We start from the raw sequence: 26,339 nt of genomic DNA, 5'->3' as shown, positions 1-26,339 counted from the left end.
ATGTCGCATCGTATTCCACCATTCGATCGCCGGACATCCGTGTCGCCGCCCCGCAACACCCCCCCGCGTTCCTCAAAATTGGAAGCAATTGTCTCGAAACCACTTCCGGGGAAAAGCTCGAGGGTGACGTCGGGGCTTCAGGCACTGATCACGAAGGTTCAGACCAGTGATGCAGTGAGCCCGTCGGCAAGTACATAGTAGTCACCGGTGTGCCAGCCTACGCGGCCGGAAGTCGGATAGATACGACGTTGACGGGGGCTGACCAGGCTCGTATGAAGTCATGCTCGACTCGGGCCGAGATGCGTCGGACAGCGCCGCCGCCGCCAGCACCCGGACCCATCGATTCGAGGACAAGCCTGCGGCCGCCCGGTACCTGCTGCAGGGTCGCACGTATCGGCGATGAAGGCACTTCACCATCAACGTCACCCGATCATGCTGCAGCTTCCCGGACAGGGCCGATACTCCGGGCCGGATGATCTCCGAACGTCGTCACAGTTCGCGACGGAAGTTATCGAACGGGTGCAGAGTCCTGGGCGGGGGTGACCCGGATCAGCACATCGGTGACGCACCCCGGCCTTTCGATGCCGTCGATGTCCACCGTCACCCGGACCGTCGCTTGTAAGCCGGTCGACACAGGTGACACGTCGATGATCTCCCCGCGTCCCCGCACCCGGCTTCCCACAGGCACCGGATGCGGGAATCGCACCCGATCGGTTCCGTAGTTGACGGACATCCCGACGTTCTCGAGATGGAAGATCTCGTCGAGAAAACCGGCGACCAGAGACAAGGTCAGGTATCCGTGGGCGATGGTGCTGCCGAACGGGCTGCGGGCGGCGCGCTGCGGGTCGACATGGATCCATTGGTGGTCTTCGGTGATGTCGGCGAAGGCGTCGATGCGGTGTTGGTCGATGGTCATCCAGCGGCTGTGCCCGAGGTCGGTGCCGGCGGCGGTGGCGAGCTGGTCGTAGGTGAAGGTGGGCATCAGATGGAGATGCCTCCGTCGACGGGCAGAACCACGCCGGTGATGTATCCGGCTTCGCGGGAGGCCAGGAAGGCTACCGCTGCGCACATTTCGGCCGCATCACCGAAGCGGCCCATCGGGATGGTGGCGGCGAGTTCGGCTTTCTTGTCGTCCGGGATGGAGGCGACCATGCGGGTTTCGGCGTTGGGGGAGATGGCGTTGACGGTCACGCCGAAACGGGCGAGTTCCTTGGCGGCGGTCTTGGTGAAACCGATGATGCCGGCCTTGGCGGTGGCGTAGTTGGCCTGGCCGGTGTTGCCGCGCAATCCGGTGTAGGAGGTGACGTTGACGACCCGGCCGAAGCCCTGGGCACGGAAGTGGGGCACGCACGCGCGGGTGAGGCGGAAGGTGCCACCGGCGTGGACGGCGAGGACCTGTTCCCAGTCGTCATCGGTGAGCTTCCACAGCACCTTGTCGCGCAGGATGCCGGCGTTGTTGACGATGACGTCCACGCGTCCGGTGTCGGCGATGATGTGGTCGACGGCGCGGTCGATGTCGTCGGTGCTGCTCACGTCACCGTGGAGCGGTCGCGCGCCGATGTCCGCTGCCGCCTTGCCGATCTCGTCCTTGTCGTAATCCATGATGAAGACATCGGCGCCGGCGCGGACGAAGAAGCGGCCGAGTTCGAGGCCGATGCCGCGGGCACCGCCCGTGACGACGACGGTCTGTCCGGTGAAATCGTAGGTCAGGTTCTGCATGGGGTCCGCCTTCGAGAAGAGTTGTTGCGGCTCAGAGGAGCTCGAGGATGGTGGCGTTGGCCTGACCGCCGCCTTCACACATCGTCTGCAGGCCGAAACGGATGTTGTTGGCGCGCATGTGATGCAGCATGGTCGTCATGATCCGGGCGCCGGAGCCGCCGAGAGGATGCCCGAGGGCGATGGCGCCGCCGCGGGGGTTGACCTTGGCCAGGTCGACACCGAACTCGGCGGCCCAGGCGAGGGTGACAGAAGCGAAGGCCTCGTTGACCTCGAACACACCGATGTCGTCGATGCTCAACCCGGACTTGGCCAGTGCCTTGTGGGTGGCGGGGATCGGGCCGGTGAGCATCGGCATCGGCGCGGAGCCGGCGACAACGGCGGTGTGGACACGCGCGAGGGGGGTCAGTCCGGCGCGGGCAGCGGCCTCGCTGGTCATCATCAGCAGAGCCGCGGACCCGTCGGAGATCTGGGAGGCGTTGCCGGCGGTGACGGTGCCGTCGTCGAGGAAGGCGGGCCTGAGGTTCGCCATCTTCTCGAGGGTGCCGCCGCGGCGGATGCCTTCGTCGGTGGAAAACAGAGTGCCGTCGACGTCGATAGGGGCGATCTCCTCGGTGAACAGACCGGCGTCGGTGGCGGCGGCGGCGCGGTCGTGGGAGGTCAGGGCGAACTCGTCGAGCCGGGTGCGGGTAAGGGCCCATTTGTCGGCGATCTGCTCGGCACCGAGACCTTGATTGGGGGTGTCGGGTCCGTAGCGGGCGACGTAGCGGGGCCCGAACGGGTTGCCGGTGGCCTGGGCCGAGCCCATGGGGATGCGGGACATCGATTCCACCCCACCGGCGACGGCGATGTCGTACTGGCCGGCGATCAGGCCGGCGGCGGCGAAGTGGATGGCCTGCTGGGAGGAGCCGCACTGGCGGTCCACCGTGGTGCCGGGCACGGATTCGGGCCAGCCGGCGGAGAGCACGGCGGTGCGGGCGATGTCGAAGGTCTGTTCCCCGACCTGGCTTACGCACCCCCAGACGACGTCGTCGACGATGACGGGGTCGATTCCGGTGCGTGCGACGAGCGCGTCGAGGACGTGGGCGGACAGGTCCGCCGGATGCACGGTGGCCAGGGTTCCGTTGCGCTTGCCGAGGGGGGTGCGGACGGCAGCGACGATGACAGCATCGGTCATGGCAGGTTCTCGCGTTTCTGAAGATGCAGGGATAGGAGAGGAGGTCAGAGGCAGTCGGGGTCGAGTTCGAGCAGCTGGGTGTCGAGGGCGACCAGCAGATCGAATTGTGTGTCGACCTTGGGGAGTTCGTAGGTGTAGAAGTAGCGGGCTGCGGCGCGTTTGCCGTCGAAGAACGCTCCGGTGCGTCCGTGTGCGGCGAGGATCTGGTCGAGCCAGATCCAGGCGAGGACCACATGTCCGGCTGCTTCGAGGTAAACCGTGGCGTTCGCTAGGGTGACCTCGGAATTACCGTGGTCCCAGAGTGTTTCGGTTACCTCGACGAGTCGGTCGAGTCGGACGGTGAGGTGGTGTGCCCAGGGCCGGTAGATCTCCGGGGTGCGGTCGATGGTGTCGCGGATGGTGCCGGCGAGCAGGTCGAGGCCGGCGCCGTTGTCGATGACGACCTTGCGGCCGAGTAGGTCCAGTCCGTGGATACCGTGGGTGCCCTCGTGGATGGGGTTGAGGCGGTTGTCGCGGTAGAGCTGTTCGACGTCGTGATCGCGGGTGTAGCCGGCGCCGCCGTGAACCTGGATGGCCAGGTCGTTAGCGACCAGACACCACTGTGACGGCCAGCTCTTGACGATCGGGGTGAGCACATCGAGCAATATCTGGGCGTTCGAGCGGGTGATGTCGTCGGCTGCGGTGGTGCTCTCGTCGAGCAGTTTCGCCGCGTAGAGGACCAGGGCCATCGATCCTTCGGCGTAGGCCTTCTGCGCGAGCAGCATGCGCCGTACATCGGCGTGTGCGGTGATCGCGACCTGCGGTGTCGCCGGGTCTTTCTGGCCGGGGCGGCGACCCTGGGGACGGGTGCGGGCGTAGTCGAGAGACTGCAGGTAGCCGGTGTAACCGAGGGCGGCAGCGCCGGCACCGACGCCGATGCGGGCCTCGTTCATCATGTGGAACATGTACTCGAGGCCGCGGTTCTCCTCACCGACGAGATAGCCGACCGCCCCGGCGCCACCCGCAGGGGTGTGGACACCATCGCCGAAATTGAGCATCGTGTTGGTGATGCCGCGGTAACCCATCTTGTGGTTCAGGCCCGCCAATGCGACGTCGTTGCGTTCGCCGAGTGAACCATCCTCGTGCACCAGGTATTTCGGGACGATGAACAGCGACAGTCCCTTCACACCCGGACGCGCGCCCTGTGCGCGCGCGAGGACGAGATGGACGATGTTCTCGCTCAGTTCGTGCTCGCCGCCGGAGATCCACATCTTCCGGCCGAAGATCCGGTAACGACCGTCGCCGTCGGGAACGGCGCGCGTGGTCAAATCGGAAAGGGACGATCCGGCGTGCGGTTCTGACAGGCACATGGTGCCGAGGAAGCGGCCCTCGAGCATCGGGGCGGCGTAGGTGGCGATCTGTTCGTCGCTGCCGTGGGCGAGGAGCAGATTCGCGTTCGCCATGGTCAGCATCGGGAAGCTGGCGGTAGCAATGTTCGCGGCCTGGAACCAGGCGAAGCACGCACGGTGGATTACGCGAGGGAGTTGGATGCCGCCGACCTCGTTGTCCATGGTGCCGGCGAGCAGTCCGGTCTCGGCGAAGGCCGTCAGGGCTTCGCGTACTTCGGGGATGATGTGGACTTCGGTGCCGTCGAAATGTGGTTCGTTCAGGTCGCCGGTGCGGTTGTGGGGGCGGAAGTACCGGGCGGCGATCGTCTCGGCGAGTTCGAGGGCGGCATCGAAGGTTTCCTTCGAATGGTCTTCGAAGCGAACGTTTTTCGTCAGCGATTCGACGTCGAGCCAGTCGTAGAGAAGGAAGGTCAGGTCGTCACGCGACAGTAGGATGGAACTCAATGCAGGGGACTCCTTGCAGGTGGCCCGACGCCGGCAGGGCGGTCGAGCGAGGCACCTCGGAGCGTCAGGACGGGCGGACGATGCCTGCCGTCCAGATCGCTGCGAGAGTGCGTGCAGCTTCTTCATGGGATACGTCCTTGGTCACGCCGTCGGACAGAACGAAACGTTGGAAGGCATAGAACTCGGTCATACTGCCCATCATCTCTGCGGCCACGTCGACATCGAGATCCAGACGCAGACGGTCGGATTCGATACCCCGCCGCAGCGCGTGGGCGATGCGGGCGTAGAACGCCCGGCGGGAGGTGGCCCAGATTTTTTTGACCTCCGGGTCGGTCTGGCCGAGTTCGACGAGGACCCCGAACAGGGCGCGGTGGGACTCGTAGAACGTGAAATACAGCTGGGTGGATCGCAGGACCGAATCCATCGGATCGGTTTGATCCCAAGGAACCCGGACGAAATCGAATGCTTCGTCGGTCAGTTGCCGGAGTAGGACCAGCATGATCTCGCGGCGGTCGGTGAAGTAGCGGTAGAACGCGCCGGCGGACAGGCCGGCGGCCTCGGTGATGTCGGTGATCCTCACCCCGGCGTAGCCGTGTTCGGCGAACAGGGCTGTCGCCGCCGTCAGGAGGCGGGAGCGGGTGTCTCGTCCTTTGGGGGTGGGGGGCCGTCGTGCGGCCCCGGTGGCCAGGTTGGTCGACTGTTCGTCGCTCATCTGGCCTCCTTGCCGTGGTGGGACGAGTGATCATCTGCCGCGTACGGATCTTACGTTAGTGCCTCGCGGCGGTTTTGTAAATGTGGCGTCACTTTTATTTCGTTGGCCCTGCCACTTCGGTGTGTGCTTCTCGACGAATGCGCGGGCTCCTTCACGGGTATCGTCGCTGGTGACGACGGCTTCGAATTCGGGGGCGTTCATCTGCCACATCTGCTCGCTCCAATCCGATCCGAAGTCACGGCGGCGAGCCATCACGCGTTTGCTGCCGCCACGGGAGGGGTGCGTTGGCGGCGATCTTTTCCGCGAGGCGGATCGCTTCGTCGAGAGCCTGATCCGCCGGAACGCAGGCGTTGACCAGGCCCCACTGCAACGTTGTCGAGGCAAGGATGGGCTCTCCCGTCAGGATGGCTTCGGCGGCGAGCTTCTGTGGGATCTGGTCGGGCAGCCGGAAGGCGCCTCCGGCGCCGGCGAACAATCCTCGTTCGACCTCGGGCAGTCCGAGGCCGGCGTCCTCGTTTATCACGGCCAGGTCGCATGCCAGGACGATCTCGGTGCCGCTGCCGAAGGCCGGTCCGTTGACGGCGGCAATCACGGGGATGTCGATGGGGTGGTGGACGATTCCGGCGAAGCCCCATTCGGGGTTGTCCGGTGTCAGGAACGAGAGGTTGTCGGCGAGTTCTGCGAGATCGGCACCGGCGCAGAAGGCGCGTCCGCTGCCGTGACCGCATAGGCGCGTACCTGGAATCGGCATCGAGTGCCTGCAGGGCGTGCCCGCTGCTGCCGAGAGTGCGCCGTTGAGGACGTCGGCCTGTTGAGCGTGAGGATCCCGGCCGGACCGGACCTGCGGACGAGGGCGGGGGAAGTATCGATGGTCTCGGTGGTCACTGGAGAACCCTTCGGAAGTGCCCAGTGCGTGCAGGGTGGGTGCAAGTGCTTCCAGCGTGCAAGAAAGAAAAGTGGCGCAGTATTTACAAAATCAGGAACGGTCGCTACCGTGTGACGCGACATTCTCCGCCAAGGAGTTCCGCCGTGCTTGCTCGGAGACTCGAATGCCCTACGGCAGATGGACCGCTACACAACAGATTCGAGTTCGGTACCTACGCGGATCCGTCGGCGGCGGTTCGGCTGCCCAGGTGGGTGCCGGGGCGGAATTCGCGGCCGATACGGTGTCGCCGGCGTTAACGTAGCGGGCGGTGGAGACGATGACCGAGCGGTTCGATGACCTGCCAGGAACGCGGAAGATCTTCACTCTGCTCGTGGACCGTTACACGATGAGCGAGGCTGTGGCGTCGCTCCGGAAAACGCCTGAGGACCCGACTCTATCGGCACGAGGCCCGGCGACCGGCGCGCAGCATTTACGGGTCGCGGTGGAGAAAGACGGGGTCGTGGTCAGCCTCGATCTGGCTGCTTGACTCTCGAGCCCCTGAGATGTCTTTTTTTCGCCCGCACGTGCGCGGCGTCGAGGATCGAGGCGGACCAGTCCAGGTCTCCGCGGGCACCGAGCCGATCGAAGACCTGGCGGTGCAGCTCGTCGAACACCCCGGCCCGAGTCCAGGTGGTGAAGCGACGGTGCGCGGTCGGGACGCTGACTCCGAACGATGGCGCCAGGTGCCGCCACGCGCACCAGCTGGTAAGCAAGTAGACGACCGCGGTGAGCACGTCTCGATCATCGATCGCTGCCCGTCCGCCACCCTGCGACCGGGGCGAGAACCCAGGTAGTAGCGGTTCGGCGATCTCCCACGACGCATCCGGCACCAGCGGTAAAGACAACGCATCGACCAGGATGGTGCATCATGCCGCACAGAAGATCCCAACCATAAGAGACATGCTCTTAGCAATTCGTGATGAGTTGACGAACCGGGCGAGTTCAGACGGTCGCCATGAACTCGCCGCGGCCCCAGACCAGCAATCCGGGGCCGCCGTACCGACGCCGTCAATTCGAGTACATCCACTATCGAGAATCGCTGTGGAAGCGGAGTAACCCTTACGCGTCCATCGTTGCGACGAGTCGACTACTGACGTTACCGCGCTGCAAGCGGTCCAGCCCGTTGCCGATCTCGTCGAAAGCGATGCGCTCGGTGCGCAAACCGACGCTGCCATTCGCCATCATGGCCATCACATTGGCGACGTCCTCAGCGGTACCGCCCGAAGTTGTCCTGATTTCGATCATCTTGGTCACCATCTGGACGACATCGATCGTTGAATACTGCTCTCCCAGTCCAGCACACACGATGCGACCGCCCTCCAGGGTCTCGTACGAGCCCGCCTTGATGGCTTCGACAGCACCGGCGAGGGTGTCACTGAAGCCGGCGAAGTCGATGATGACGTCCAGTTCGTAGGGCGCCAGGTCCTTGGCCCGCTTGACCGTCTCTGTGATACCGAGGTGGCGGGCGTTAGGCCAGACTGCTTCATTGATTTCTGCCGCGTAGACTTCGGCACCGCGCGCCTTGGCAATCTGCGCCCCGAGTAACCCGATACCGCCGAGTCCGACGATCCCGACCTTCATGCCGGCTTCCACGCCTCCGGCGACGACAACACCGCGGTAGGCGGTGCGACCACCGCATGTCGCAATGGCAGCCTGTTCGAAGGACAGGTCACCGGGAATGGGGATGAGGTCGCGAGTCGCTGCCACGGTGTACTGCTCGTAGCCGCCATTTCTGAAGGAACCGTATCCGCCCATGTTGTCCACAGCGACGCGGTCACCCGGGGCAAAACCGTCGACACCGTTGCCTACCTCGGTGACCACACCTGAGAACTCGTGGCCGAGGACAACGGGGAAATCGCGCAAGATTCCCGTAAGTGTGCCATCCAAGAAACCCACGTCCGTGTGGCAGAGTCCCGCGGCGCGAACCTGTACGACCACCTCACCCTCACCCGGACGGGGATCGGCGGCATTATCCTCGAGCCGAATCGGGCTGAGAGGGCTGTCATAGAACCACGCTCGCATTTGAATTCTCCTGACATGCACCGAAGCCGAAGTATTCACCAGTAGTGGGCAAGACGGCGACGGTCGTTTCAAACCTGCTGACGTGCGCCAGACTAACCGAACCATTGACAGTCACTCGACCGGGTTGTCGTGCCGCCCGGGTTTGCTCGGCAAGAACCGAACCCGTCCGTTGCAGGGAACCGGATTGCTACCTGCCTTCGAAGGGAAGGATGGCGGCATGGTCCGCGCCATCGTTCCGGCCCCCGGCATCGGGCTTGTGTGCCAGTTCTCGGTCACACCGAGAAATGAAGCAGAATCGACTTATGCCTCAGTTCGAGAACCCTCAACCCGTCGCGGCGCAACTCGAACCGGAAGACCACCAGCTTCTCGTGGACGTTGCCAACCGCCTCGTACCACGAATGGACGCGATCACTCAGAACATGACCGCGGTCTTGATGCGATTGGGACCGCTCGGTGAAGATCCGCCGTTGAAGGCACTGCTCGAGTCGAGCATCCACGCCAATCTCGGCATGATCCTGCATCTGTGGACCGAGGACCTGGAAATCGACGACCTGCGCCCGATGCCGGCATCCGTGACGTACGCCCGACGCTTGGCGCAACGCGGTGTCCCGTGGAATCTGCTCATTCGCGCGTATCACGTCGGGCACAATCGTCTCTGCGATCAACTCTGCCAGGAACTGCTCACCGTGAAGTTCCAGGAGAGTGGGCAGCTCCGTGTCCTGCAGTACGCCACAGATACTGCGTTCGCCTACGTCGACGCGATGACCAGCCAACTGCACGATATTTATCAACGGGAGATACGTCGAAGCAGCAGCTCATCCGTCTCCCGAGCTGGTGCGTTGGTGCACGCTGCACTGTCCGGCAGTGACGAGACCGATATCTTCGACCGGTTCGGCTATCCGATCAGGGCATTTCATATCGGACTCGTCATATGGAATCCGGAGCCGCAAGCTAATGCAGGACGTGCGCACGTCGAGCGCGAAGACGTCTGTCACTCGCTTGCCGCTGCACTCGACGGCGAGCATGTCCTTGCGGTGGACACGGACGAAGGAACCACCACGGCGTGGATTACGCGGAATGAACCGGCAGTACTGACAGCAGACCAGCTCTGCGCTGCACTCGGTGAACTGCCCCGGCTCCGTGTCGTAGCCGGGCAATCTCTGGCGGGCAGCCGTGGTTTCCGTGCGTCGCACCGCCAGGCATTGGCGGCGTACCGATTGGCCGGAGTCGCCGACCCTGCTCCCAGTGTCCTTTCTTTCTCTGATCCCGGTGTTGCGGTGGCGGCGATGGCAGCTCACGACGTCGAGTCTCTCCGGACTTGGATCGGAGCAGTACTGGGTCCGCTCGCGGCGGATGACGAGACGTCGGCGCGTCTTCGGGAGACAACCCTGGCGTTTCTTCAGGCATCAGGTAGCCATACCGTCGCCGCCGAAAATTTGTTCCTACATCGCAATACCGTCCGGAATCGGCTCGAGCAGGTCGCGCGGTTGCGTCAGCGATCTGTGGACGAGGACAGGCACGATCTCGAAACCGCGCTGCTCTGTGCCCGATGGGTGGGCCGTCCCGTGCTCGCTTCGGCATGAGTTCCACATGTAAGGCCTGCACAAGCGCAGGTGCTGCGCCTGTGCAATCGAGACATAGTTTCAGGCGTACGGGGTCGAGGGCAGGTCCATTCTGAGAAATATCCCTAAAGTGGCGCACGGTAGGTGATTTCCTGCCTTCGTCGATACCGCCACTGCGCACGTGTTCTGAGCGGCCATACCGTTCGGGACACTGCGCTGCGTCGGCGTGGAAAGGTGCGATTCGTGACCGACTGGGACCATGTCACAGACCTCCTCGTAATCGGCAGTGGTGCCGGCGCGGTGGGCGCCCTGCGGGCGAGTGCACTCGGCAAGGAGGCCCTCGTCGTCGAGAAGACAGACCTTTTCGGAGGTTCTACCGCTATGTCGGGCGGCGTCGTATGGATGCCCAACAACCCGTTGATGCAACGTGAGGGCATCTCCGATTCCTTCGACGAGGCCCAACGCTACTTCGAGACACTGGTGGGCGACGCGGGCCCGGCGTCCTCCCCGGAGCGTCGCACGGCATACCTCACCGACGGCAACGAGATGATCTACTTCCTCGAGTCCGAGGGAGTGGAGTTCATCCGGTGCCCCGGAATGAGCGACTACTACGCCGGCATGCGCGGCTTCGAAGGCGGATCACTGCCCGGCCGGTCACTCGAACCGAAGGTCTTCGATCGTAAGAAGCTCGGGGCATGGCGCAACAAGATGCGCCCCGGTTTCTCACCCGGTCTCAACATCTACACGGGTGAAGCTGCACACTTGCAGGCACTGCGAAGCACAGGTGGATACTCCACGGCGGCGCGCGTCGGTCTACGCACAGCCTGGGGTGTCGTCAGCGGCAAGAAATACGTCACCAACGGCGAGGCCTTGATGGCCCGGGTGCTGCATGCTCTGCTCCGGCGTCGCGTGCCGGTGTGGTTGAACTCGCCAGTGACCGAACTGATCGTCGATAACTCGCGTGTCATCGGTGCTGTGATCGCCAAGGACGGTCGTGCCGTGCGGGTGCGTGCCCGGGATGGTGTCCTGGTCGCCAGCGGGGGTTACGCGCGAAATATTGAAATGCGCAAGCGGTTTCAGGCCGACCTCGGGCCGGTGAGTGACCAGTGGACCTCGGCGAACCCAGGGGAGACCGGCGAGATGCTCCAGATGATGCTGGACCTGGGGGCCGCTACCGACTTGATCGACGAGGCCTGGTGGATGCCGACATGGTTCGCCGGAGGCAAAGCGATGATGTGCATGTCGGAGCGGAGCAAGCCGCACTCGATGATCGTCGACTCCTCGGGGGAGCGTTTCTTCAACGAATCGATCTCCTACCAGGAGGCCGGCCAGCAGATGTACAAACGAGAACGTGAGACCGGCGGTGCTATACCTGCATGGTTGATCATCGACACCGATCACCGCCGCCGCTACACCTTCCTCATGGCTCCGCCGGGGATGACTCCTCGGAGTTGGCTCAAGTCCGGCGCGTGGAAGAGCGCGGACACTATTGATGCTCTCGCTCGCGATTGCGGTATCGATCCTCAGGGACTGCAGAAGACGGTCGAGCGCTTCAACGGCTTCGCCAGGACAGGCGTCGACGAGGATTTCAATCGCGGGGAGGGTGGTTTCGAGCAGTTCTACGGCGATCCGGATCACGGCCCCAATCACTGCCTGGGGGAGATCGCCAGAGCACCGTTCTACGCTATTCCACTCTATCCCGGCGACATCGGTACGAGTGGCGGCGTGCTCTCCGATGAGCACGGACGGGTGCTGGACCGCGATGGCGCTCCCATCGAAGGGCTCTATGCCACAGGTAACGTGACTGCCTCGGTAATGGGACGGCGCTACCCGGGAGCAGGTGCCACCATCGCCGCCTCTGCAGTCTTCGGTTATACAGCTGCCAATCACGCCGGCAAACGCTGACGTTGCAATGCTTGCTCGGCTGGATGCTTCATCGACCGGTGTCGCATCCGGCCCTCTGAGATAAGTCGACGTCGCATCGCGTATAAAGAGTCGAACCGGGCGATCGGGTCGGCGGGGCACGCACGAACCGGCTGCACAACAGCCGAATACTCCTATAGGGGGGTCCGCGCCGTCGGGCGTCAGTCGATCGAAATGCCGAGGAACCCCGAGCCTGCACATGCAGGTTCGGGGTTCCTGTTCCGGGACGTGTTGTGTTTCAAAACGTTCGCGTTACTGAGCGCGAGTCAGCGTCCCGTCTGCGGCGGACATGACGAACGCATTCTCGGGCGCAGCCAGATAGCGTGAGTCGTTGGATGTGTAGTTGCCGCAGACACCCTCGTACTCCAGGGACGAATCGATGTATTCGATCCGCTCTTCGGGTGAATCGGCACTGGTCGCGATCTGCGCGGAGATGTTGACTGCGTCGAAGAATCGCGGTGCCAGGGGACTCTGGACGAGCCCGTCGCCGAACTCGTTCGAGAACGCCTCCAGATACGCCTTCGCTTTCTCGTTGTCCTGGGCTTCGAGCGGGACGGACGCAGCACAAATGGAGTTGATGTAGACATTGGCAAGTTGATCAGCCGGCGTGAGCTGGCTGGTTACCTGAAAGATGCCACCCAGGGACAGAATGACCGGGATGTCGATCGCATTCTGAGTCATCGTCCGGATCGTGATCGTATCGATGGCCGGCACTGCGGTCTGGAGGACGACATCGACATCTCTCATGTTCCGGACCTGCGGGGTGATGTCCGTGGCGGTGGGCGCCACGTTCTGGTCGACGGTGATCGGAAGACCGGCCTTCTGCGCTGCGTCGAGGATGTCCTTGGCATTGCTCATGCTGCCCTCGTCGCTGGTGGTGAGTGCTGCCGCATTTTGTGCCTTCAAGACGTTCTGTGCGAATCTCACGGTTGCGTCGGCCGAGGCCGTCTGGGGGGGATTGAGGTTGTAAGCGGTGTCGCCCGCCACGTTCGCCAGGTGCAAGTGCGGGATTTTTGCTCGCGCGATGATGGGCTCGATCGCCTTGAGTTGGGAAGTGGTGATGCCTCCCACCACGACGTCGGCCCGGTCGGAGACGGCGCGGTTTGCTGCATTCAGAGCTGTCTGAGGTTCGCTGCCTGCGTCGTATATGGTGACCTTCACTTGCTTGCCGGCGACACCGCCGTCGGCTTCGATCAGCTTCTCTGCCAGCTCGATTGCCTTGGGGTTCGAATCGGCGGCATAGCCCCCCGTCAAGGGGGCGAGCATGGCGATCTGAATCGTGGAGTCGTCGTCGGTTCCTGAACTACCACCGCAGGCCGTCAGGCCTGCCGTCAGTAGAACCGCCGCAGACGCCTGGGCCATGCGTGTGACGAAAGTGCTCGCCCGCCCAGTCTTTGAGGCCCGATCATCCATGGCACATCTCCCTCGAAGTTGTTCGCCGCGCTCTCATCCCAACGGGAGAGATCCTGATCACATGATCAGGTTATTTTGATCAGTCGGTTACGAATATGTCAACGGTGCAGATTTGTTCACCAGGTGTGGAGTAGGTCGGTGCATGCCGTTTCGTTGGGGCAGCCGCAGGCGGACGTGCGCGCTTCTCCTCTCGCCCCTCGCTCTGTCCTGCCAGGTGAGAGAAGAGGTAAATGACACGAATTGACAGCGTGTTAATATATGCGCCGATCGTGAATTTAGTGGCGGAGGTATGGCATGGTGTTGGCGCAGACTGACGGCTCGGACGCACCCGTGACGATCCCTGCTGCGGTGGCTGACGCTGCTGCAGCGTGGCCGAACGGTTTCTGGCTGGGACGGCCGGGTGAGGAGATCACCTTCGGGGAACTGGCCGAGCGGGTCGAAGTCACCGCACGTGCACTCGCGGCCCTGGGGGTCGAGCGGGGTTCACGGGTCGGGCTCTTCATGGGGAATCGTGCCTTGTGGCTGGAGATCGAGTACGCCGTGACCTCGCTGGGCGCCGTTCTGGTCCCCCTGAACACCATGCTGACTGCGCCGGAAGTGATCAATCTGCTGAACCACTCGCAGGTCTCGACTTTGGTCTGGGCGGATACGGTGGTGGGACGCAATACGATCGACAAGCTCGAACAGGTCCTGCGGTCGGTCCGAGTCGAACGACTCGTCGGCGTCGGTGACGGTCCGTGGCCGACGGATGTGCGCACCTGGGACTCGGTGCTCGAGGCTGCCGACACCATCGATCCGGACGATGTGGCCCGGCAGGTCGCGGCAGTACGACCCGACGACGTCGCGTTGGTGATCTACACGTCCGGAACGACCGGAGCACCCAAAGGGGTGATGCAGACCCATCGCGCAATCGTGACTGCTGGGCGACGCTTCGCCCGACACCTCGAGCTCGAGCCCGAAGATCGCTCCATCTTCTGGGCCCCGCTGTACTGGATCTACGGATGCTGGCTGCAGGCGATGATTCCACTCGCTGCGGGGTCTGGGACGTTGCTCGAGGAACGATTCAATGCCTCTGCGATCCTCGATCGAATGCGCAGGGAGGGTTGCACCCACTTGTCGGGGATCGCGGCCCAGCAGGAGCAGCTGGTCGATGAACTTGCAGGTGAGACCATGCCGCAGATACGCATCATCGGGTTCGGTGGCACGACGAGTTCACCCGAGTTCCCCAACCGTCTCGTGGCTGCGTTCCCCAAGGCGCGCCTGATGGCCGGCTACGGGTTGAGCGAGTCCGGAACTTCTGCGTACACCCCGCTCGGGGCGCCGTTGGAAGATGTCTCGACGACCGTCGGCAGGATTCATGAGGGTGGCGCTGCGAAGGTCGTGGCTATCGAGGACCCGACGGTGACCGTGCCGCATGGCACTGTGGGGGAACTGTTGATCCGGACCGACTGCCTGACCGTCGGATATCTCGACGATCCCGCAGCCACGGAGAAGGCGTTCGTCGACGGCTGGCTGCGCACGGGGGATCTGGCACGGATGGACGATCGTGAGTACATCACGATCCTCGGACGCAATCAGGACTCCTACAAGCGATCCGGCGCAACGGTGTACACCATCGACGCCGAGACTGTGCTCGTGTCGCATCCGGATGTCCAGACCGCAGCGGTTGTCGGCGTCTCCGACGAACTGGTGGGACAGGTCGGAGTCGCCTATGTCGAACTGTCACCGGGGGCGGCAGTGACGGACGAAGATCTCATCGCCTACTGCACCGGACGGTTGGCCTCTTACAAAGTTCCCTCCAAAGTGGTTGTTGTCGAGGAGCTCCCGAGAACACCCTCAGGAAAGGTCCGGAAGAACCAACTCAAGGACGCCTACACCGCGTCCGGCGCGAGCGCTTGACGCACTCCGACAGATCCGCAGAATCTTTTCCAGAACGGAAGGCATCTGACCATGGCCATGCCCACAGACATCGGGGTCATCGACACGCTCATCGGGTTCCCCTCGGACTTCGGGGAAACCGATGATCCCGACAACTTCCACGAGCACATCCGCTACATGTTCAAGGACATCCCCGATGAGAAGGAAGAGCCCACCGCCGAGGACCTGCTGAGGCGAATGGACGAACATGGTGTGGAAGTGGGACTCATTCCGGTCCACCTGGGCAACGCGCTGGAAGAAAAAGCCATATTGAACCACCCCGATCGCCTCGTCGGAGCGTTCGAGGTGGACCCGAACGACGGGATGAAGTCGGTGCGAGCCCTCCAGGAGGCCCGCGAACGTCTCGGCATCGTTGCTGCCCAGTTCATGCCCGCAATCTTGAACCCACCGCGCCCTATCAACGACAAGCGGTGCTTTCCGGTCTATGCCAAGTGCATCGAACTCGATATTCCGATCTTCGTCAACGGTGGCGTTCCCGGGCCGCGTGTGCCGTTCGATGTTCAGCACCCAGGACTCGTCGACGAAGTGTGCCTGCATTTTCCGGAACTGAAGTTCGTCTTCAGGCACTGCTGCGAGCCGTGGGTCGATCTGACGATCAAGCTGCTACTGAAGTATCCCAATCTCTACTACTCCACCAGCGGTTTTGCGCCCAAGTACTACCCTAAGGAAATCTTGGCGTACGCCAACAGTCGCGGCGCGGACAAGGTCATGTACGGCGGATACCATCCCTACGGACTCGACATCAGCCGCATCTTCGCCGAGCTTCCCGACCTGCCCCTCAAGGATGAGGTCTGGCCGAAGTTTCTGCGTGAGAATGCCGCTCGCGTCTTGAAGCTCGGCTGAACGCGTGTGGGGACCGACCCGCGGGTCCCTAGGAATATGTCTCGGGCGGTTCGAATCTGGGATGCGGCACAGGCACCATCGTGGCCGATGCGCTGTCTTTGCCGCTGGCGCCGGATGCGTCGTGGGATCGCGTCGAATTGCTGCCACTCGCGTTCTCGCGCCACTGCCGCAGGCGGCGGGCAGTGCTCGATGATCAGACAGTGTTCACCGCATTCGTCTATGCGCTGACCAGCGGGATGCGGGGCGGCAGCCGCCCCGCTCGTTCGGGGTCGATGTCCCGACCGCGTCCCGCCCGCTCGACCACCTGGATCGAAGCCGGGTGGTCGTCGAGCTGCACGGGCACGTCCTCGACCGGCTCGGCGCCCGCGGGACCTGGACTGGCCCATTGCGGTCGTCGCCGCCCCTACCCGTGCGGGCGAGAAGCCGGGATCTCTGATCGACCCCCCGGTCGATCGAGGAGAGAACGATTGGACGATCCACCTGCTTTGCGACGCCGATGATATACCCTTTGTTACCGCGGTGACCTCGGCGAGCACCGCCGACAACGTCCTGCTGCAACCTGTGGTCGCAGGATCACCGCCCTTCCTGCGGTGCGCTGGCGTCGCGGTTCGTGTCGTCAGCGCACCGGTCGGCCCTGGGTGGACATAGTCACGACTATTCCGTAGGTCGACGATGGCTGCCGGTCCGCGGCATCGTCCGACGGGTCGTCCGGTGCGGCGTGGGCAGCGGCGAGCACCTTGGTCGGTACGGGTGGAAAATTGGACACATTTTGGCCCGGCTCACGGGCTCGCGCCGGCTGATCAGCCGCTACGAACGTCACGGCGTGCACTTCGTTGCTTTTCTGTACTCGCAGTTGCTCCGGCGTGCTGAAAGAAGCACACGACATAAGGCAGGTCTCATTCGTAGCTGCGCGGACGAACGGGACGAAGTTCGCCGAATACGTGATGACCCTGCACAAGGCGGACGGCTCCGCTTCGGTGATCTCTAGATCATCGAAGCAGAGCCCTGGCAGGCCGATGCAGGGGGTATCGGTGTCTGCCCGTGCCCGGAGATGGAGGCACGCCGTCTCGCCCACGCTGTACGCGCACCGCTGGGTGGACATGTAACCTGCGGTGGATGCTTGCGGGACGAGCTGTCGACAGGTGTGGCGCCCTCCCCGGCAACCACGTCTGCTGTCGTCACCTATGGTAATTAATTTTGTTCTGTGACACCAGTACTCGCTCGGTCTATTATCTTGCCGTACTGCACTTTCGGAGAAAGTATCCGGAAACGGCGTTTCGGCTCAGCGGGGTACTGGCGCGCCGAAGCAACTCGGGGGGTAGGACACCGTAGACCTCGCTCACCCGGCGTGGAAGGGGTACGAGTTATCGACGCGGGAACGAGACGTATGGCTCTGCATCGAAGTCCAGTTCCTGCCGATGCCGCGATTGACAACCCCCAGGCGAGCATTTCGTACGGCGACGTGTCGTTCAGGGGCCGGTGATCGACCGGTCGGACCGCGTGGGCTTATCCCTTGGGGTCGTTTCGGCGTCGGCACGGATCGTATCCTCCGGAGCGTCTGCTGCGGTGTGTACGTAGAGATCGCTTGTTGCCGTTCACACTCGCATCATCGACACCGGCGTGACGGTGTGAGGTGCTCTCACATGCTCGATATCTGCCTTGGTGTCGCTATCTCCACACCGTGGCTCGAGTTCTCTTGCCCTACAGTCGAGCCCGAGTTACGCAGCACGTTCACACCGTCACAATGCCGGTGAATCAGGACTGAACGGTCACGCCACTGGCCACGAGTTGTTCGATTTCCTGAGGGTTGTATCCGATTTCCTGTAGGAGCCGGCGTGAGTCGCTCCCGACTGCGCCATAGGCAGGTGGAGTGGGCGCCGGCACACCGTCGAAACGTGGAGCAGGACGCGGCTCGGGAAATCCGCGGTACTCATAACTACGCGCACCGATTCCCCCATGGGCTTCGAGGACGTCCCACGGGGCGATCACCGGTGTGACACATGCATCGACGCCGTCGAAGATCTCGACCCATTCGGACTGGCTGTGACTCTTGAACCGGTCGCCGATGATGACTTTGGCCAGCTCCCAGTTGGCACTTGCGTACTGCTCGTCAGCACGGAGCACCTCGTCCAGCTGCAAGGTGTGTATCAATCGCGCATAGAACTTCGGCTCCACCGCCCCGACTGCCATCCACTGCCCGTCAGAGGTCTCGTACGCGCGATAGAACGGAGCCCCACCGTCGAAGAGGTTGGTGCCGCGGTGTTCCGACCAGCCACCTGAATTCCGCATTGCGTGGAGCATGGCGGTCTGCAGCGCGACGCCGTCGACGATGGCTGCGTCGACCACGCGCCCGACCCCGGTGGTCCGAGCTTCGAGCAGACCCGCCAGCAATCCGAAGGCAAGGAGCATCCCGCCGCCGCCGAAGTCGCCGAGCATATTCAACGGCGGACTCGGTACTCGATCGGCGCCGATCAAGGGATGGAGCGCACCTGACACAGCGAGGTAGTTGATGTCGTGACCGGCGACGTGCGCCATGGGGCCGTCCTGACCCCACCCCGTCATCCGCCCATAAACCACCCGGGGGTTTCGGGCATGAATGTCCTTCGGGCCTATGCCGAGGCGTTCGGCGACCCCGGGCCGAAACCCCTCGAACACCGCGTGGCTTGCAGCACTGAGCCGCAGCGCGATCTCCACACCCTCGGGCTTTTTGAGGTCCAGGGCCAGCGAGCGTCGTCCGCGTAGCAATACTTGGTGCGACAGCATGTCCTGTGATCCGTCGGAGCCGGGTCGATCAAGGCGGATGACCTCGGCGCCCAGATCCGCCAGCATCATCCCGGTGAACGGACCCGGTCCGATCCCGCCGAGTTCGACGACGCGTACCCCGGTGAGTGGGAGGGTCGGCTGTTCTGTGCTGAGGGAGGTCTCGCTGCTCATGACCAGCCTCCGTCTACCCGCAGGAGCGAGCCCGTGGTGTACGACGAGTCATCGGTTGCGAGATAGAGAGCGGCGCCCACGATTTCCGCAGGTTCGGCGCAGCGGCCGAGGCTTGCTCGGCGGTCGAGCCCGGCCTTGAATTCCGCGCTCCAAGCGCGCGAGATGTCGGTAAGGAAGGGGCCGGGTTGCAGGGTATTGACTCGTACCTGGGGTGCGAGCGCCCGTGCCAGGCCCTCGGTCAGCGCGTGTACACCGGACTTCGCCATTGCGTAGGGCAGTGCGTCCGGTTGCGGGCTCATCGCTTCGATGGATCCGATGTTGACGATCTTGCCGCCGCCGTCACGACGCATGCGGTCTCCGAACAGCACCGCCAGCCGGAACGGACCTTTGAGGTTGACATCCACGACCTTGTCGAAGAGTGCTTCTGTCACAGACGTGAGGTCGTCGTAGAGCGGAGACATGCCGGCGTTGTTGACCAGGACATCGACCTTGTCGAAGCGTGCGTAGACGGTTTCGACGAACTTGTCGCACTGATCCCACTTGCTCACGTTGACGTCGAGTGCGAGAGCCTCGACGCCGTACTCCTCGCGGACGCTCTCGGCGAGGGCGGCGCACGGCTCGAGTTTGCGGCTGGCGATCACGACGTCGGCGCCTTCGGCAGCGAAGGCCCGAACCATCTGTTCGCCCAGGCCACGACTGCCACCGGTGACGACGGCGACTTGGCCGTCCATCTTCTTGGTCATGAGTGCTGCCCCAATCGCAGATGGTGCGCCAGTGTCGGGTTTTCACCCTCCAGTGCGGCTTGGAGACGCTTGACTTCGGTGCGGGCGACAGCGCGACGGTGGACCTCGTCGGGACCATCGGCGAAGCGAACCGTGCGTGCCTCCACCCACAGCCGAGCCAACGGGAAGTCCTGGCTCAGGCCGGCGGCTCCACAGGCTTGGATAGCGCGGTCGATGACCCGGGTGGCCATGGAGGGGACTACGACCTTGATGCCCGAAATCTCGCTGGCGGCCGCTTTGTTTCCGACCGTGTCCATCAGGTGCGCGGCGTGCATGGTGTAGTGCCGCGCTTGGTCGATCTCGACGCGTGAGTCGGCGATCCATTCGCGGATCACGCCTTGGTCGACCAGCGGGACGCCGAAGGCGACGCGTGAAGAGGTCCGGTGAATCATGATCTCGAGGGCGCGTTCTGCCATGCCGATCAGGCGCATGCAGTGGTGGATGCGACCGGGTCCGAGCCGGGCCTGGGCCATGGCGAAGCCCTGGCCGGGTTCGCCGAGCAGATTGGAGGCAGGAACGCGGACGTTGTCGAAGGTGATCTCCATGTGACTGTCGTGCGGGTGATAGCCCATGACCGTGAGCTCGCGTTCCAGGGTGACGCCCGGAGTGTCCTTGGGAACCAGGACGACCGAGTGCCGTGCGTGCCGGGACCCTTCGGGCTCGGAGAGGCCCAGGACGATCAGCAGGGTGCATTCCGGTCGGCCTGCGCCCGAGATCCACCACTTCTTGCCGTTGAGCACCAGTTCGTCACCATCCCGCTCGATGGTGAGCGCGATGTTGGACGCGTCGGCGGATGCCACATCCGGTTCGGTCATGACGTAGGAGGACCGGATCTTTCCCTCGAGCAGGGGAGTGAGCCATCGCTCTTTTTGTTCGGGGGTGGCGAAGAGGGAGAGCAACTCCATGTTCCCGGTGTCGGGCGCCGAGCAGTTCATGGCCTCCGGGGCCAGGTGCAGACTGCGGCCGGCGATTTCGGCCAGCGGTGCGTAATCGACGTTGGACAGGGGGGTGTGACCGGGCTCGGCGTGAGGAAGAAAGAGGTTCCATAGTCCCCTTCGACGTGCCTCGGCCTTGAGCTCCTCCATGATGGGAGGTTGAGCGTGGGGATCGCCCAGCTCTTCGAGCTGGCGGGCGTAGACCGCCTCTGCGGGGTAGACCGATGAGACCATGAAATCGGTCATCGTCTCGGTCAGATGCTGGACCTGCATCAAAGGCTCCTTTCCTGAGCCTGCCATTGCAGGGCTCGGTCGAACAGTGCGCGGGCGTAGCCGTGCAACTGTGTGGTCTTGGGGGGGACGTGGCCGGAGCGAAGCGCAGCGGCGTATCCACCTTCGAGAACGACTGCGAACTTCAGTGCGGCCATGACCCGGAACCAGGGCAGGTCGACGAGGTTGATGCCGCTGACGGTTTCGTATTCGCGTGCCACCGCGGTTGCCGACGGTAAGTGGGGACGGCGTCCCAGAGCTGACCGGAACAGATCGTCCTCTCCTGGACGGTCGGGCCAGATGGAGAGCATCCAGCCGAGATCGAGCCGGGGGTCGCCCACTGTTGCCATCTCCCAGTCGATAATTGCGGTCGGGGCTCCGGCAGTGGGGTGGAAGAGAACATTTGCAACCTGATAGTCGCCGTGCATCAGGCTGGGGGGCACCGGGTCGGGGAGGTGGTCCTCGAGCCATGAGATGATCGGCTCTATCTGCGCGGGGCTGATCCCGTCCCATCCGGGTGTGCGCGCATGGTCTTCGATGGCGTTCATCCAACGGGTGGGCTGGCGGGCCAAGAAGCCTTCGGGTCGGCCCAAGCCCTGTAGTGGTCCGTCGTCCACCGTGACTTTTGTGAGCGCGGCCAGGGCTGAGGCCATCCCGAATGCCATGGCGTCCGTTGCGGCACGGTCGGTGTCCGGAGCGTGTAGACCGGTCACCATGAGGTTCACCCCGTCGACGTAGTCGACGAGATAGAAGGTCGGGCCGACTGCTTCGTCACCGTCCGGGGCGGATGCGACCAAGGGGGCATGGGGTACGTCGCTCTCGGATAGTGCTGAGAGCACTCGGATCTCACGTTGCAGGACCCGGGCCTCCGAGGACTCGGCCTCCGCGGCCTGGCGCAATACGTAACGCTTTCCACCTCGTTCGAATCCGATCATGAGGTGCTGGGTGCCACCGGTCAGGATCTCGGCTCGGCCGATGGGTCCGGACCCGACACCGGCCGCATCCATCCAGTCGGCGAGACCGAGGGGGAGAGGGGTGCTGGTCTGGTTGGTCGTGGGCATCACATGATCACCGACTGGTCCAGCCGCCGTCGACGAAGAGGGTAGTGCCGGTGATGTAGCTTCCGGCCGGGCTGGCCAGAAGCAGCAGTGCGCCGTCGAGTTCACCGGCTTCACCGCCTCGCGCCAGCGCCGTGTTGCGCTTGAGATAGGCGAGCGTCGAGGGTTCGCTCCACATCTGTGCGGTCAGTTCGCTCTTGAAATATCCGGGTGCCAGAGCGTTGACGCGGACACCGCGTCGTCCCCACTGGCCGGCGAGTTCGCGGGTGAGACCGATCAATCCGGCTTTCGATGCGTTGTAGCTGGCTTGGTTGATCGGCGCGGAGGAGACGGCTCCATGGATCGATGAGACATTCACGATCGAACCGCCGTGGTTGAGCATGCTACGACCGAGGTGCTGGCTCATGCTGAACGCAGAGACGAGGTTCAGGCCGAGGACGGACTCGAAGTCGCTGACGGTTTCGTCTTCGGCCCGCACGATGTTGCTGATGCCGACGTTGTTCACCAGGACGTCGACTGTCGGAAACAGTTCCAGGGCACGGCTGGATGTAGCTGCGCGGTCTTCCTCGCGTGAGAGATCGGCAGTGAATGCAGTGATGTTGGCATTCTCCTCGGCCAGGGTCGCCAGGAGGTCTCCGCGGCGCGCCACCGCCAGGACTTGTGCACCGGCTGCGGCGAGAACCTGGGCGAATCGGCGACCGAGTCCGGAGGACGCCCCGGTGACGACGGCGTGCTGCCCGGACAGGTCGAAAAGTTCGAGAGGAGTGGAGATAGTTGCGGTCATGGCGCCTGACGATAGCAGAAAATTCTTAAACTATGATCACACGATCACAAAAATATCTGCTGATGAGCATGGGTATTCGTTGATGAAAGAATCGACCGATCACATAGGAGCCCTGGGGACGGTTCATCTCGAGGAGCCGTACACTGGTCGTTCGTAGGTCCCAACACGCAGAGCAGGTGGGTGATGGCGGAGAGTCGGGTGAATATGCCTGTGGCGCGACGCGGCAACGTCCGTGGTGAGGCGACCAGGGCTCGGTTGCTTGCCGCCGCCCTGGATACCTTCGCGGCCCAGGGGTACCACGGCACGGGCACGCGCGATATCGCCGAGGCGGCTGGAACCAGCCAGGCTGCAATGTATGTCCACTACTCGACGAAGGAAGAGCTGCTGTTCCAGCTGGCGGTCGATGGTCATCGGACGGTCGTGGAGATCGTGCGAGAAGCTGCGGCCGGCAAGGGCACTCCCGCGGAGAAGTTGGGTGCTGTCGTGCGCGCCCATTGTCGCTACCACGCGCAGTTCCAGAAGCAGGCGCGGGTCGTCAACTTCGAGATCAATGCCTTGACACGTGAGCACCGCGAGGTGATCTCCCGCTATCGGCGTGAACTGGAATCGATTGTCCGTGGGATCCTGACCGAGGGAGTCGAAGCGGGTGACTTTCGGGTCGTCGATATGCCGATGACAGCGCTCGCTCTTCTGTCACTCGGGTTCGATGTTTCTCGCTGGTATCGCGAGGACGGGATCTGGACCATCGACGAGATCGGCGATCGCTATCAGGAGATGGCGCTACGCATCGCCGGTTGCTCGTGACCACAATCCTGATCAGCGGACGAGAACGGAGATCGGCACGCTCGCAATGCCCTCAGTTCGTAGGTATTTGATACCGACCGGCCTCGAGCTCGATCAGGGGTCCTCGACGAGGTCTCGGCATCGGTGCTGAATTTCCGGAAGGCCTCGTCCTCGTCGCAGGATTCCCCGATAAAGCCGGGGTGGGGCGCCGGTGTTGAGCCTGGATGCGGCCAGTGATCGAGTGCGAGTGCTGCCCCACGCCTGAGGTCGCCGACGGGCGATCTCAGTTGCCTACTCCGTGAACGTGACCGTCGCTTTCGAGCGGAACTCTCGTTGCGTGAATCGCCACTTGCCGTCGTTTCCTCGGATCATCTCGTCGTAGTACATGGCGAATCGCTGTTGTCGTGTGCCGTTTTCGAACCAGTAGATTGCCTCCATCGTCGAGCTGGCGGAGGCGCGTTCTCCATCGAGGTGGATGACGGGAGCGTGGTTCATCTGCACGAAGGCTTGCGTTGTCGCGGTGGAGTCCCTGAGGAATGCAAGGATGTTCTTCCCGCCTTCTTGTACGTATTCGACTTCACCGTTGGTGATGACTCGCCAGATTGCATCTTCGGTGAACAGGCTTGCCAGGACGTCCCAGTCGGTTGCGTTGAGCGCGTCGGTGTACTGATTCAGAAGTTGGCCGACCGCAATGTGGTCGGCAAGGTCGGCAAGGTTGTTCGTACTGTTTTCCGTGGTCATTCTCAGCCTTCCAATAGGTTTGGTTGCCCGGAGGGATCTCATACCCCCAAGGGCGAGGGTGCCGTCTGGGCGGCAAGACACAGATTCGTCTGCACTCGGAAAGCGACTGTGATGTCGCTACTCGTGCGGCGGACGTCCGACGGGCTACGACATGGGCTCTGCGATGACAGCCGCTCACGTACCGAGATGATGGACACCGCGAGAGTAGCCCGGCCGCCGCAAATTTCCCAGCGCGGGGGCGCTCACCTTCACGTGCGCCGGACCTGGCGGTCAGTGCCGTCCTGGGTGGCATGAGCTGCGACGAGATGGCCGGACACGATGCTGTTGGAGATGCTGCCGCCGGCACTCATGTAGGTGCGTCTAAGGAGGGGTGGCAGTGGTGTTGACCGTTGCGTAGAGACCGGAGATCGGCGGGTCGTCGATCCCCGGAACACGAACGTACTCGTCGGTCACCAGATCACCGCAGGTACCGAGATCGGCGGGGATCGGGTGGATTGCATAGAGCGGTGCATGTATCCGTGTCGAGTGCGGTACCCGCAGCGTTCCGCTTGCCCGCCGTTTCCTTCGTTCGCAGAGCCGCTGGCGCCGATGCTGTCCAGGCGTGCCAGGTCCCTCTTTTGGGGGAGGCGCATTCTGTAGGCATCCGCCCAGCATCTTGAACGCCGACATTGGCAACGTTGAACAAAAGGTCTCACGATGTAAATAGTTGACGTAGCTGTTCACATATGACTACCGTGGGAACGGTGACAGCTGAAGTGATTCCGGGGCCGCTCGCCGGGGTGAAGGTCGTCGACATGTCGACCTCCTACGCCGGACCGACCACCTCGATGTACCTCGCCGATCTCGGGGCGACTGTGATCAAGATCGAACGGGTTGCGGGCGACGAAGCCCGAGGTTGGGGCCCCCCGTTCGTCGACGGGAACTCGGCCTGGTTCGCCGCTGCCAATCGGAACAAGCGCTCGATCGCCCTGGACTTGAAGTCCGACAGCGGTCGTGAGGTCCTCCACCGCCTGCTCGCCGACGCCGACGTATTCGTCCAAAGCATGAACCCGGCGAAGTTGGCGTCGCTCGGCATCGACCCCGACACTCTGTGCGCATCCTTTCCGCAATTGATCTACTGCGCACTGTCCGGCTTCGGTTCCGATGGGCCGCATCAGGATCGCCCTGGATACGACCTCGTCGCGCAGGCACGCTCGGGACTGATGTCCGTCACCGGCGCACGGGGCGGCGCTCCCCAGCGTGTCTCCACCGCACTGTCCGACATTGCAACGGCCATGTGCGCGGCGTTGGCAATCAATGCGGCGCTGGTCAAACGCTTCCGCGAAGGCATCGGCGATGTGATCGACGTGTCCTTGTTCGAAACCGACTTGGCACTCATGGCGCCCCGGATCGCTTCGTTCCATGCCGGGGAAGCGGAGCCGGCGCCGAGCGGAGGAACCGATTCCGTCCTGGCGGTCTACCAACCCTTCGAAACCGCCGACCGATCGATCGTGATTGCCATCGGCAACGACGCCATGTGGCAGCGTTTCGCCCGCGAACTCGGACTCGACGCATTGGCCGACGACCCGGAACTGGCGACGAATGCCCACCGGCAGCGCGCACGCGAACGGATTCGGAAACACGTTGCGCACGTGTTGGCGACGGAGCCGGCGAGCGTCTGGATCGAGCGGTTGACGCGGGTGAACGTTCCGGTTTCGGCGGTGCAGACCCTCTCCGAAGTCGTGCAGGACGCGCAAGTGGGATTTCGTGGTTCATTGCTCCCGGTGCCGGGCAGCGACGGAGCGATGGTGACCGTGCGCAGCCCATTCCGTCTGGGGTCGATCCCGGAACCGAGGAACGAACGCTTCCCGGAATTGGGGGATCACACCTACGAGGTGATGTGTGAACTCGGATTCACCGACGCCGACATCGAACGGATGGCCGCCGAAGGATCCATCTATGTGCCGACCCGGACCGAGCCCGCGCGGGCACTGTCGTAGGAGATGAGGG

Annotated in this window: 23 protein-coding genes and 1 pseudogene; 7 read left to right on the top strand and 17 right to left on the bottom strand. The window is 63.4% G+C overall.

Annotation, left to right across the window (positions count from 1 at the left end; all coding sequences use genetic code 11):
- Positions 1 to 508 precede the first annotated feature (508 nt).
- The 6 genes from ACNJ7K_RS10820 to ACNJ7K_RS10795 form a co-directional block, all read right to left on the bottom strand.
- Entirely contained in the window at positions 509 to 982 is a 474-nt protein-coding gene (locus ACNJ7K_RS10820; RefSeq protein WP_487041670.1) for a MaoC family dehydratase, read from the bottom strand.
- Positions 982 to 1,719 carry an SDR family NAD(P)-dependent oxidoreductase gene (locus tag ACNJ7K_RS10815; protein ID WP_487041669.1) on the bottom strand — a complete coding sequence of 246 codons (738 nt, stop codon included), beginning with the start codon at positions 1,717 to 1,719 and terminating at the stop codon, positions 982 to 984. The genes ACNJ7K_RS10820 and ACNJ7K_RS10815 overlap by 1 nt, the downstream gene beginning before the upstream one ends.
- 31 nt (positions 1,720 to 1,750) lie before the next feature.
- Positions 1,751 to 2,893 carry a thiolase family protein gene (locus tag ACNJ7K_RS10810; RefSeq protein ID WP_487041668.1) on the bottom strand — a complete coding sequence of 381 codons (1,143 nt, stop codon included), beginning with the start codon at positions 2,891 to 2,893 and terminating at the stop codon, positions 1,751 to 1,753.
- 44 nt (positions 2,894 to 2,937) lie between these two features.
- Positions 2,938 to 4,725, bottom strand: a complete 1,788-nt coding sequence (locus ACNJ7K_RS10805) for an acyl-CoA dehydrogenase (protein WP_487041667.1) — start codon at positions 4,723 to 4,725, stop codon at positions 2,938 to 2,940.
- A 64-nt stretch (positions 4,726 to 4,789) separates the two neighbouring features.
- A complete protein-coding gene (locus ACNJ7K_RS10800; protein WP_487041666.1) occupies positions 4,790 to 5,437 on the bottom strand; it encodes a TetR/AcrR family transcriptional regulator in 648 nt (215 codons plus the stop codon).
- Between the two features lie 235 nt (positions 5,438 to 5,672).
- On the bottom strand, positions 5,673 to 6,188 hold the full coding sequence (locus ACNJ7K_RS10795) for an enoyl-CoA hydratase/isomerase family protein (protein WP_487041665.1): 516 nt from the start codon (positions 6,186 to 6,188) through the stop codon (positions 5,673 to 5,675).
- Positions 6,189 to 6,630: 442 nt separating this feature from the next.
- Here ACNJ7K_RS10795 and ACNJ7K_RS10790 point away from each other — a divergent pair, with 442 nt between their 5' ends.
- Positions 6,631 to 6,849, top strand: a complete 219-nt coding sequence (locus ACNJ7K_RS10790; RefSeq protein WP_487041664.1) for a hypothetical protein — start codon at positions 6,631 to 6,633, stop codon at positions 6,847 to 6,849.
- Positions 6,850 to 6,871: 22 nt separating this feature from the next.
- Here the strand turns inward: ACNJ7K_RS10790 and ACNJ7K_RS10785 are convergent.
- Together ACNJ7K_RS10785 and ACNJ7K_RS10780 are read right to left on the bottom strand one after the other, a co-directional pair.
- Positions 6,872 to 7,219 (bottom strand): annotated as a pseudogene (locus ACNJ7K_RS10785) (transposase); the annotation flags it as partial.
- A gap of 202 nt (positions 7,220 to 7,421) precedes the next feature.
- Entirely contained in the window at positions 7,422 to 8,384 is a 963-nt protein-coding gene (locus ACNJ7K_RS10780) for an alcohol dehydrogenase catalytic domain-containing protein (protein WP_487041663.1), read from the bottom strand.
- Positions 8,385 to 8,686: 302 nt separating this feature from the next.
- On the opposite strand from ACNJ7K_RS10780, the gene ACNJ7K_RS10775 reads away from it, so the two are divergent.
- Together ACNJ7K_RS10775 and ACNJ7K_RS10770 are read left to right on the top strand one after the other, a co-directional pair.
- Positions 8,687 to 9,967, top strand: a complete 1,281-nt coding sequence (locus ACNJ7K_RS10775) for a PucR family transcriptional regulator (protein ID WP_487041662.1) — start codon at positions 8,687 to 8,689, stop codon at positions 9,965 to 9,967.
- Positions 9,968 to 10,189: 222 nt separating this feature from the next.
- On the top strand, positions 10,190 to 11,851 hold the full coding sequence (locus tag ACNJ7K_RS10770; protein WP_487041661.1) for an FAD-binding protein: 1,662 nt from the start codon (positions 10,190 to 10,192) through the stop codon (positions 11,849 to 11,851).
- 270 nt (positions 11,852 to 12,121) lie between these two features.
- On the opposite strand, the gene ACNJ7K_RS10765 is transcribed toward ACNJ7K_RS10770, so the two are convergent.
- Entirely contained in the window at positions 12,122 to 13,231 is a 1,110-nt protein-coding gene (locus tag ACNJ7K_RS10765; RefSeq protein WP_487041660.1) for an ABC transporter substrate-binding protein, read from the bottom strand.
- Positions 13,232 to 13,612: 381 nt separating this feature from the next.
- Between ACNJ7K_RS10765 and ACNJ7K_RS10760 the strand changes: the two genes are divergently transcribed.
- Positions 13,613 to 15,181 (top strand): class I adenylate-forming enzyme family protein, encoded by a 1,569-nt coding sequence (locus ACNJ7K_RS10760; protein ID WP_487041659.1) that lies wholly within the window; start codon positions 13,613 to 13,615, stop codon positions 15,179 to 15,181.
- Positions 15,182 to 15,232: 51 nt separating this feature from the next.
- The gene (locus ACNJ7K_RS10755) at positions 15,233 to 16,063 is read left to right on the top strand and encodes an amidohydrolase family protein (RefSeq protein ID WP_487041658.1); all 831 of its coding nucleotides are present in this window, start codon (positions 15,233 to 15,235) and stop codon (positions 16,061 to 16,063) included.
- A 217-nt stretch (positions 16,064 to 16,280) separates the two neighbouring features.
- Here ACNJ7K_RS10755 and ACNJ7K_RS10750 read toward each other — a convergent pair whose 3' ends face one another.
- From ACNJ7K_RS10750 to ACNJ7K_RS10725, 6 genes are all read right to left on the bottom strand, one after another.
- Positions 16,281 to 16,406 (bottom strand): hypothetical protein, encoded by a 126-nt coding sequence (locus ACNJ7K_RS10750; RefSeq protein WP_487041657.1) that lies wholly within the window; start codon positions 16,404 to 16,406, stop codon positions 16,281 to 16,283.
- 1,412 nt (positions 16,407 to 17,818) lie between these two features.
- Positions 17,819 to 18,997 (bottom strand): CaiB/BaiF CoA transferase family protein, encoded by a 1,179-nt coding sequence (locus ACNJ7K_RS10745; protein ID WP_487041656.1) that lies wholly within the window; start codon positions 18,995 to 18,997, stop codon positions 17,819 to 17,821.
- On the bottom strand, positions 18,994 to 19,740 hold the full coding sequence (locus ACNJ7K_RS10740; protein ID WP_487041655.1) for an SDR family NAD(P)-dependent oxidoreductase: 747 nt from the start codon (positions 19,738 to 19,740) through the stop codon (positions 18,994 to 18,996). Before ACNJ7K_RS10740 ends, ACNJ7K_RS10745 begins: the two co-directional genes overlap by 4 nt.
- On the bottom strand, positions 19,737 to 20,987 hold the full coding sequence (locus ACNJ7K_RS10735) for an acyl-CoA dehydrogenase family protein (RefSeq protein WP_487041654.1): 1,251 nt from the start codon (positions 20,985 to 20,987) through the stop codon (positions 19,737 to 19,739). Before ACNJ7K_RS10735 ends, ACNJ7K_RS10740 begins: the two co-directional genes overlap by 4 nt.
- A complete protein-coding gene (locus ACNJ7K_RS10730) occupies positions 20,987 to 22,045 on the bottom strand; it encodes a phosphotransferase family protein (protein WP_487041653.1) in 1,059 nt (352 codons plus the stop codon). The genes ACNJ7K_RS10735 and ACNJ7K_RS10730 overlap by 1 nt, the downstream gene beginning before the upstream one ends.
- Before the next feature lie 7 nt (positions 22,046 to 22,052).
- Positions 22,053 to 22,826, bottom strand: a complete 774-nt coding sequence (locus tag ACNJ7K_RS10725; protein WP_487041652.1) for an SDR family NAD(P)-dependent oxidoreductase — start codon at positions 22,824 to 22,826, stop codon at positions 22,053 to 22,055.
- Between the two features lie 204 nt (positions 22,827 to 23,030).
- On the opposite strand from ACNJ7K_RS10725, the gene ACNJ7K_RS10720 reads away from it, so the two are divergent.
- Complete coding sequence (locus tag ACNJ7K_RS10720) at positions 23,031 to 23,630, top strand: TetR/AcrR family transcriptional regulator (RefSeq protein WP_487041706.1); 600 nt, start codon at positions 23,031 to 23,033, stop codon at positions 23,628 to 23,630.
- A 270-nt stretch (positions 23,631 to 23,900) separates the two neighbouring features.
- On the opposite strand, the gene ACNJ7K_RS10715 is transcribed toward ACNJ7K_RS10720, so the two are convergent.
- Entirely contained in the window at positions 23,901 to 24,350 is a 450-nt protein-coding gene (locus tag ACNJ7K_RS10715; RefSeq protein ID WP_487041651.1) for a nuclear transport factor 2 family protein, read from the bottom strand.
- Between the two features lie 360 nt (positions 24,351 to 24,710).
- Complete coding sequence (locus ACNJ7K_RS10710; protein ID WP_487041705.1) at positions 24,711 to 25,004, bottom strand: FAD-binding protein; 294 nt, start codon at positions 25,002 to 25,004, stop codon at positions 24,711 to 24,713.
- Positions 25,005 to 25,093: 89 nt separating this feature from the next.
- Between ACNJ7K_RS10710 and ACNJ7K_RS10705 the strand changes: the two genes are divergently transcribed.
- A complete protein-coding gene (locus ACNJ7K_RS10705) occupies positions 25,094 to 26,329 on the top strand; it encodes a CaiB/BaiF CoA transferase family protein (RefSeq protein WP_487041650.1) in 1,236 nt (411 codons plus the stop codon).
- Positions 26,330 to 26,339: the final 10 nt, after the last annotated feature.

It is taken from the genome of Rhodococcus shunpengi (assembly GCF_048381395.1).
GTDB lineage: Bacteria > Actinomycetota > Actinomycetes > Mycobacteriales > Mycobacteriaceae > Rhodococcus.
Note: the sequence above shows the minus strand (reverse complement) of the source record. Positions and strands in the feature narration are given on the sequence as shown.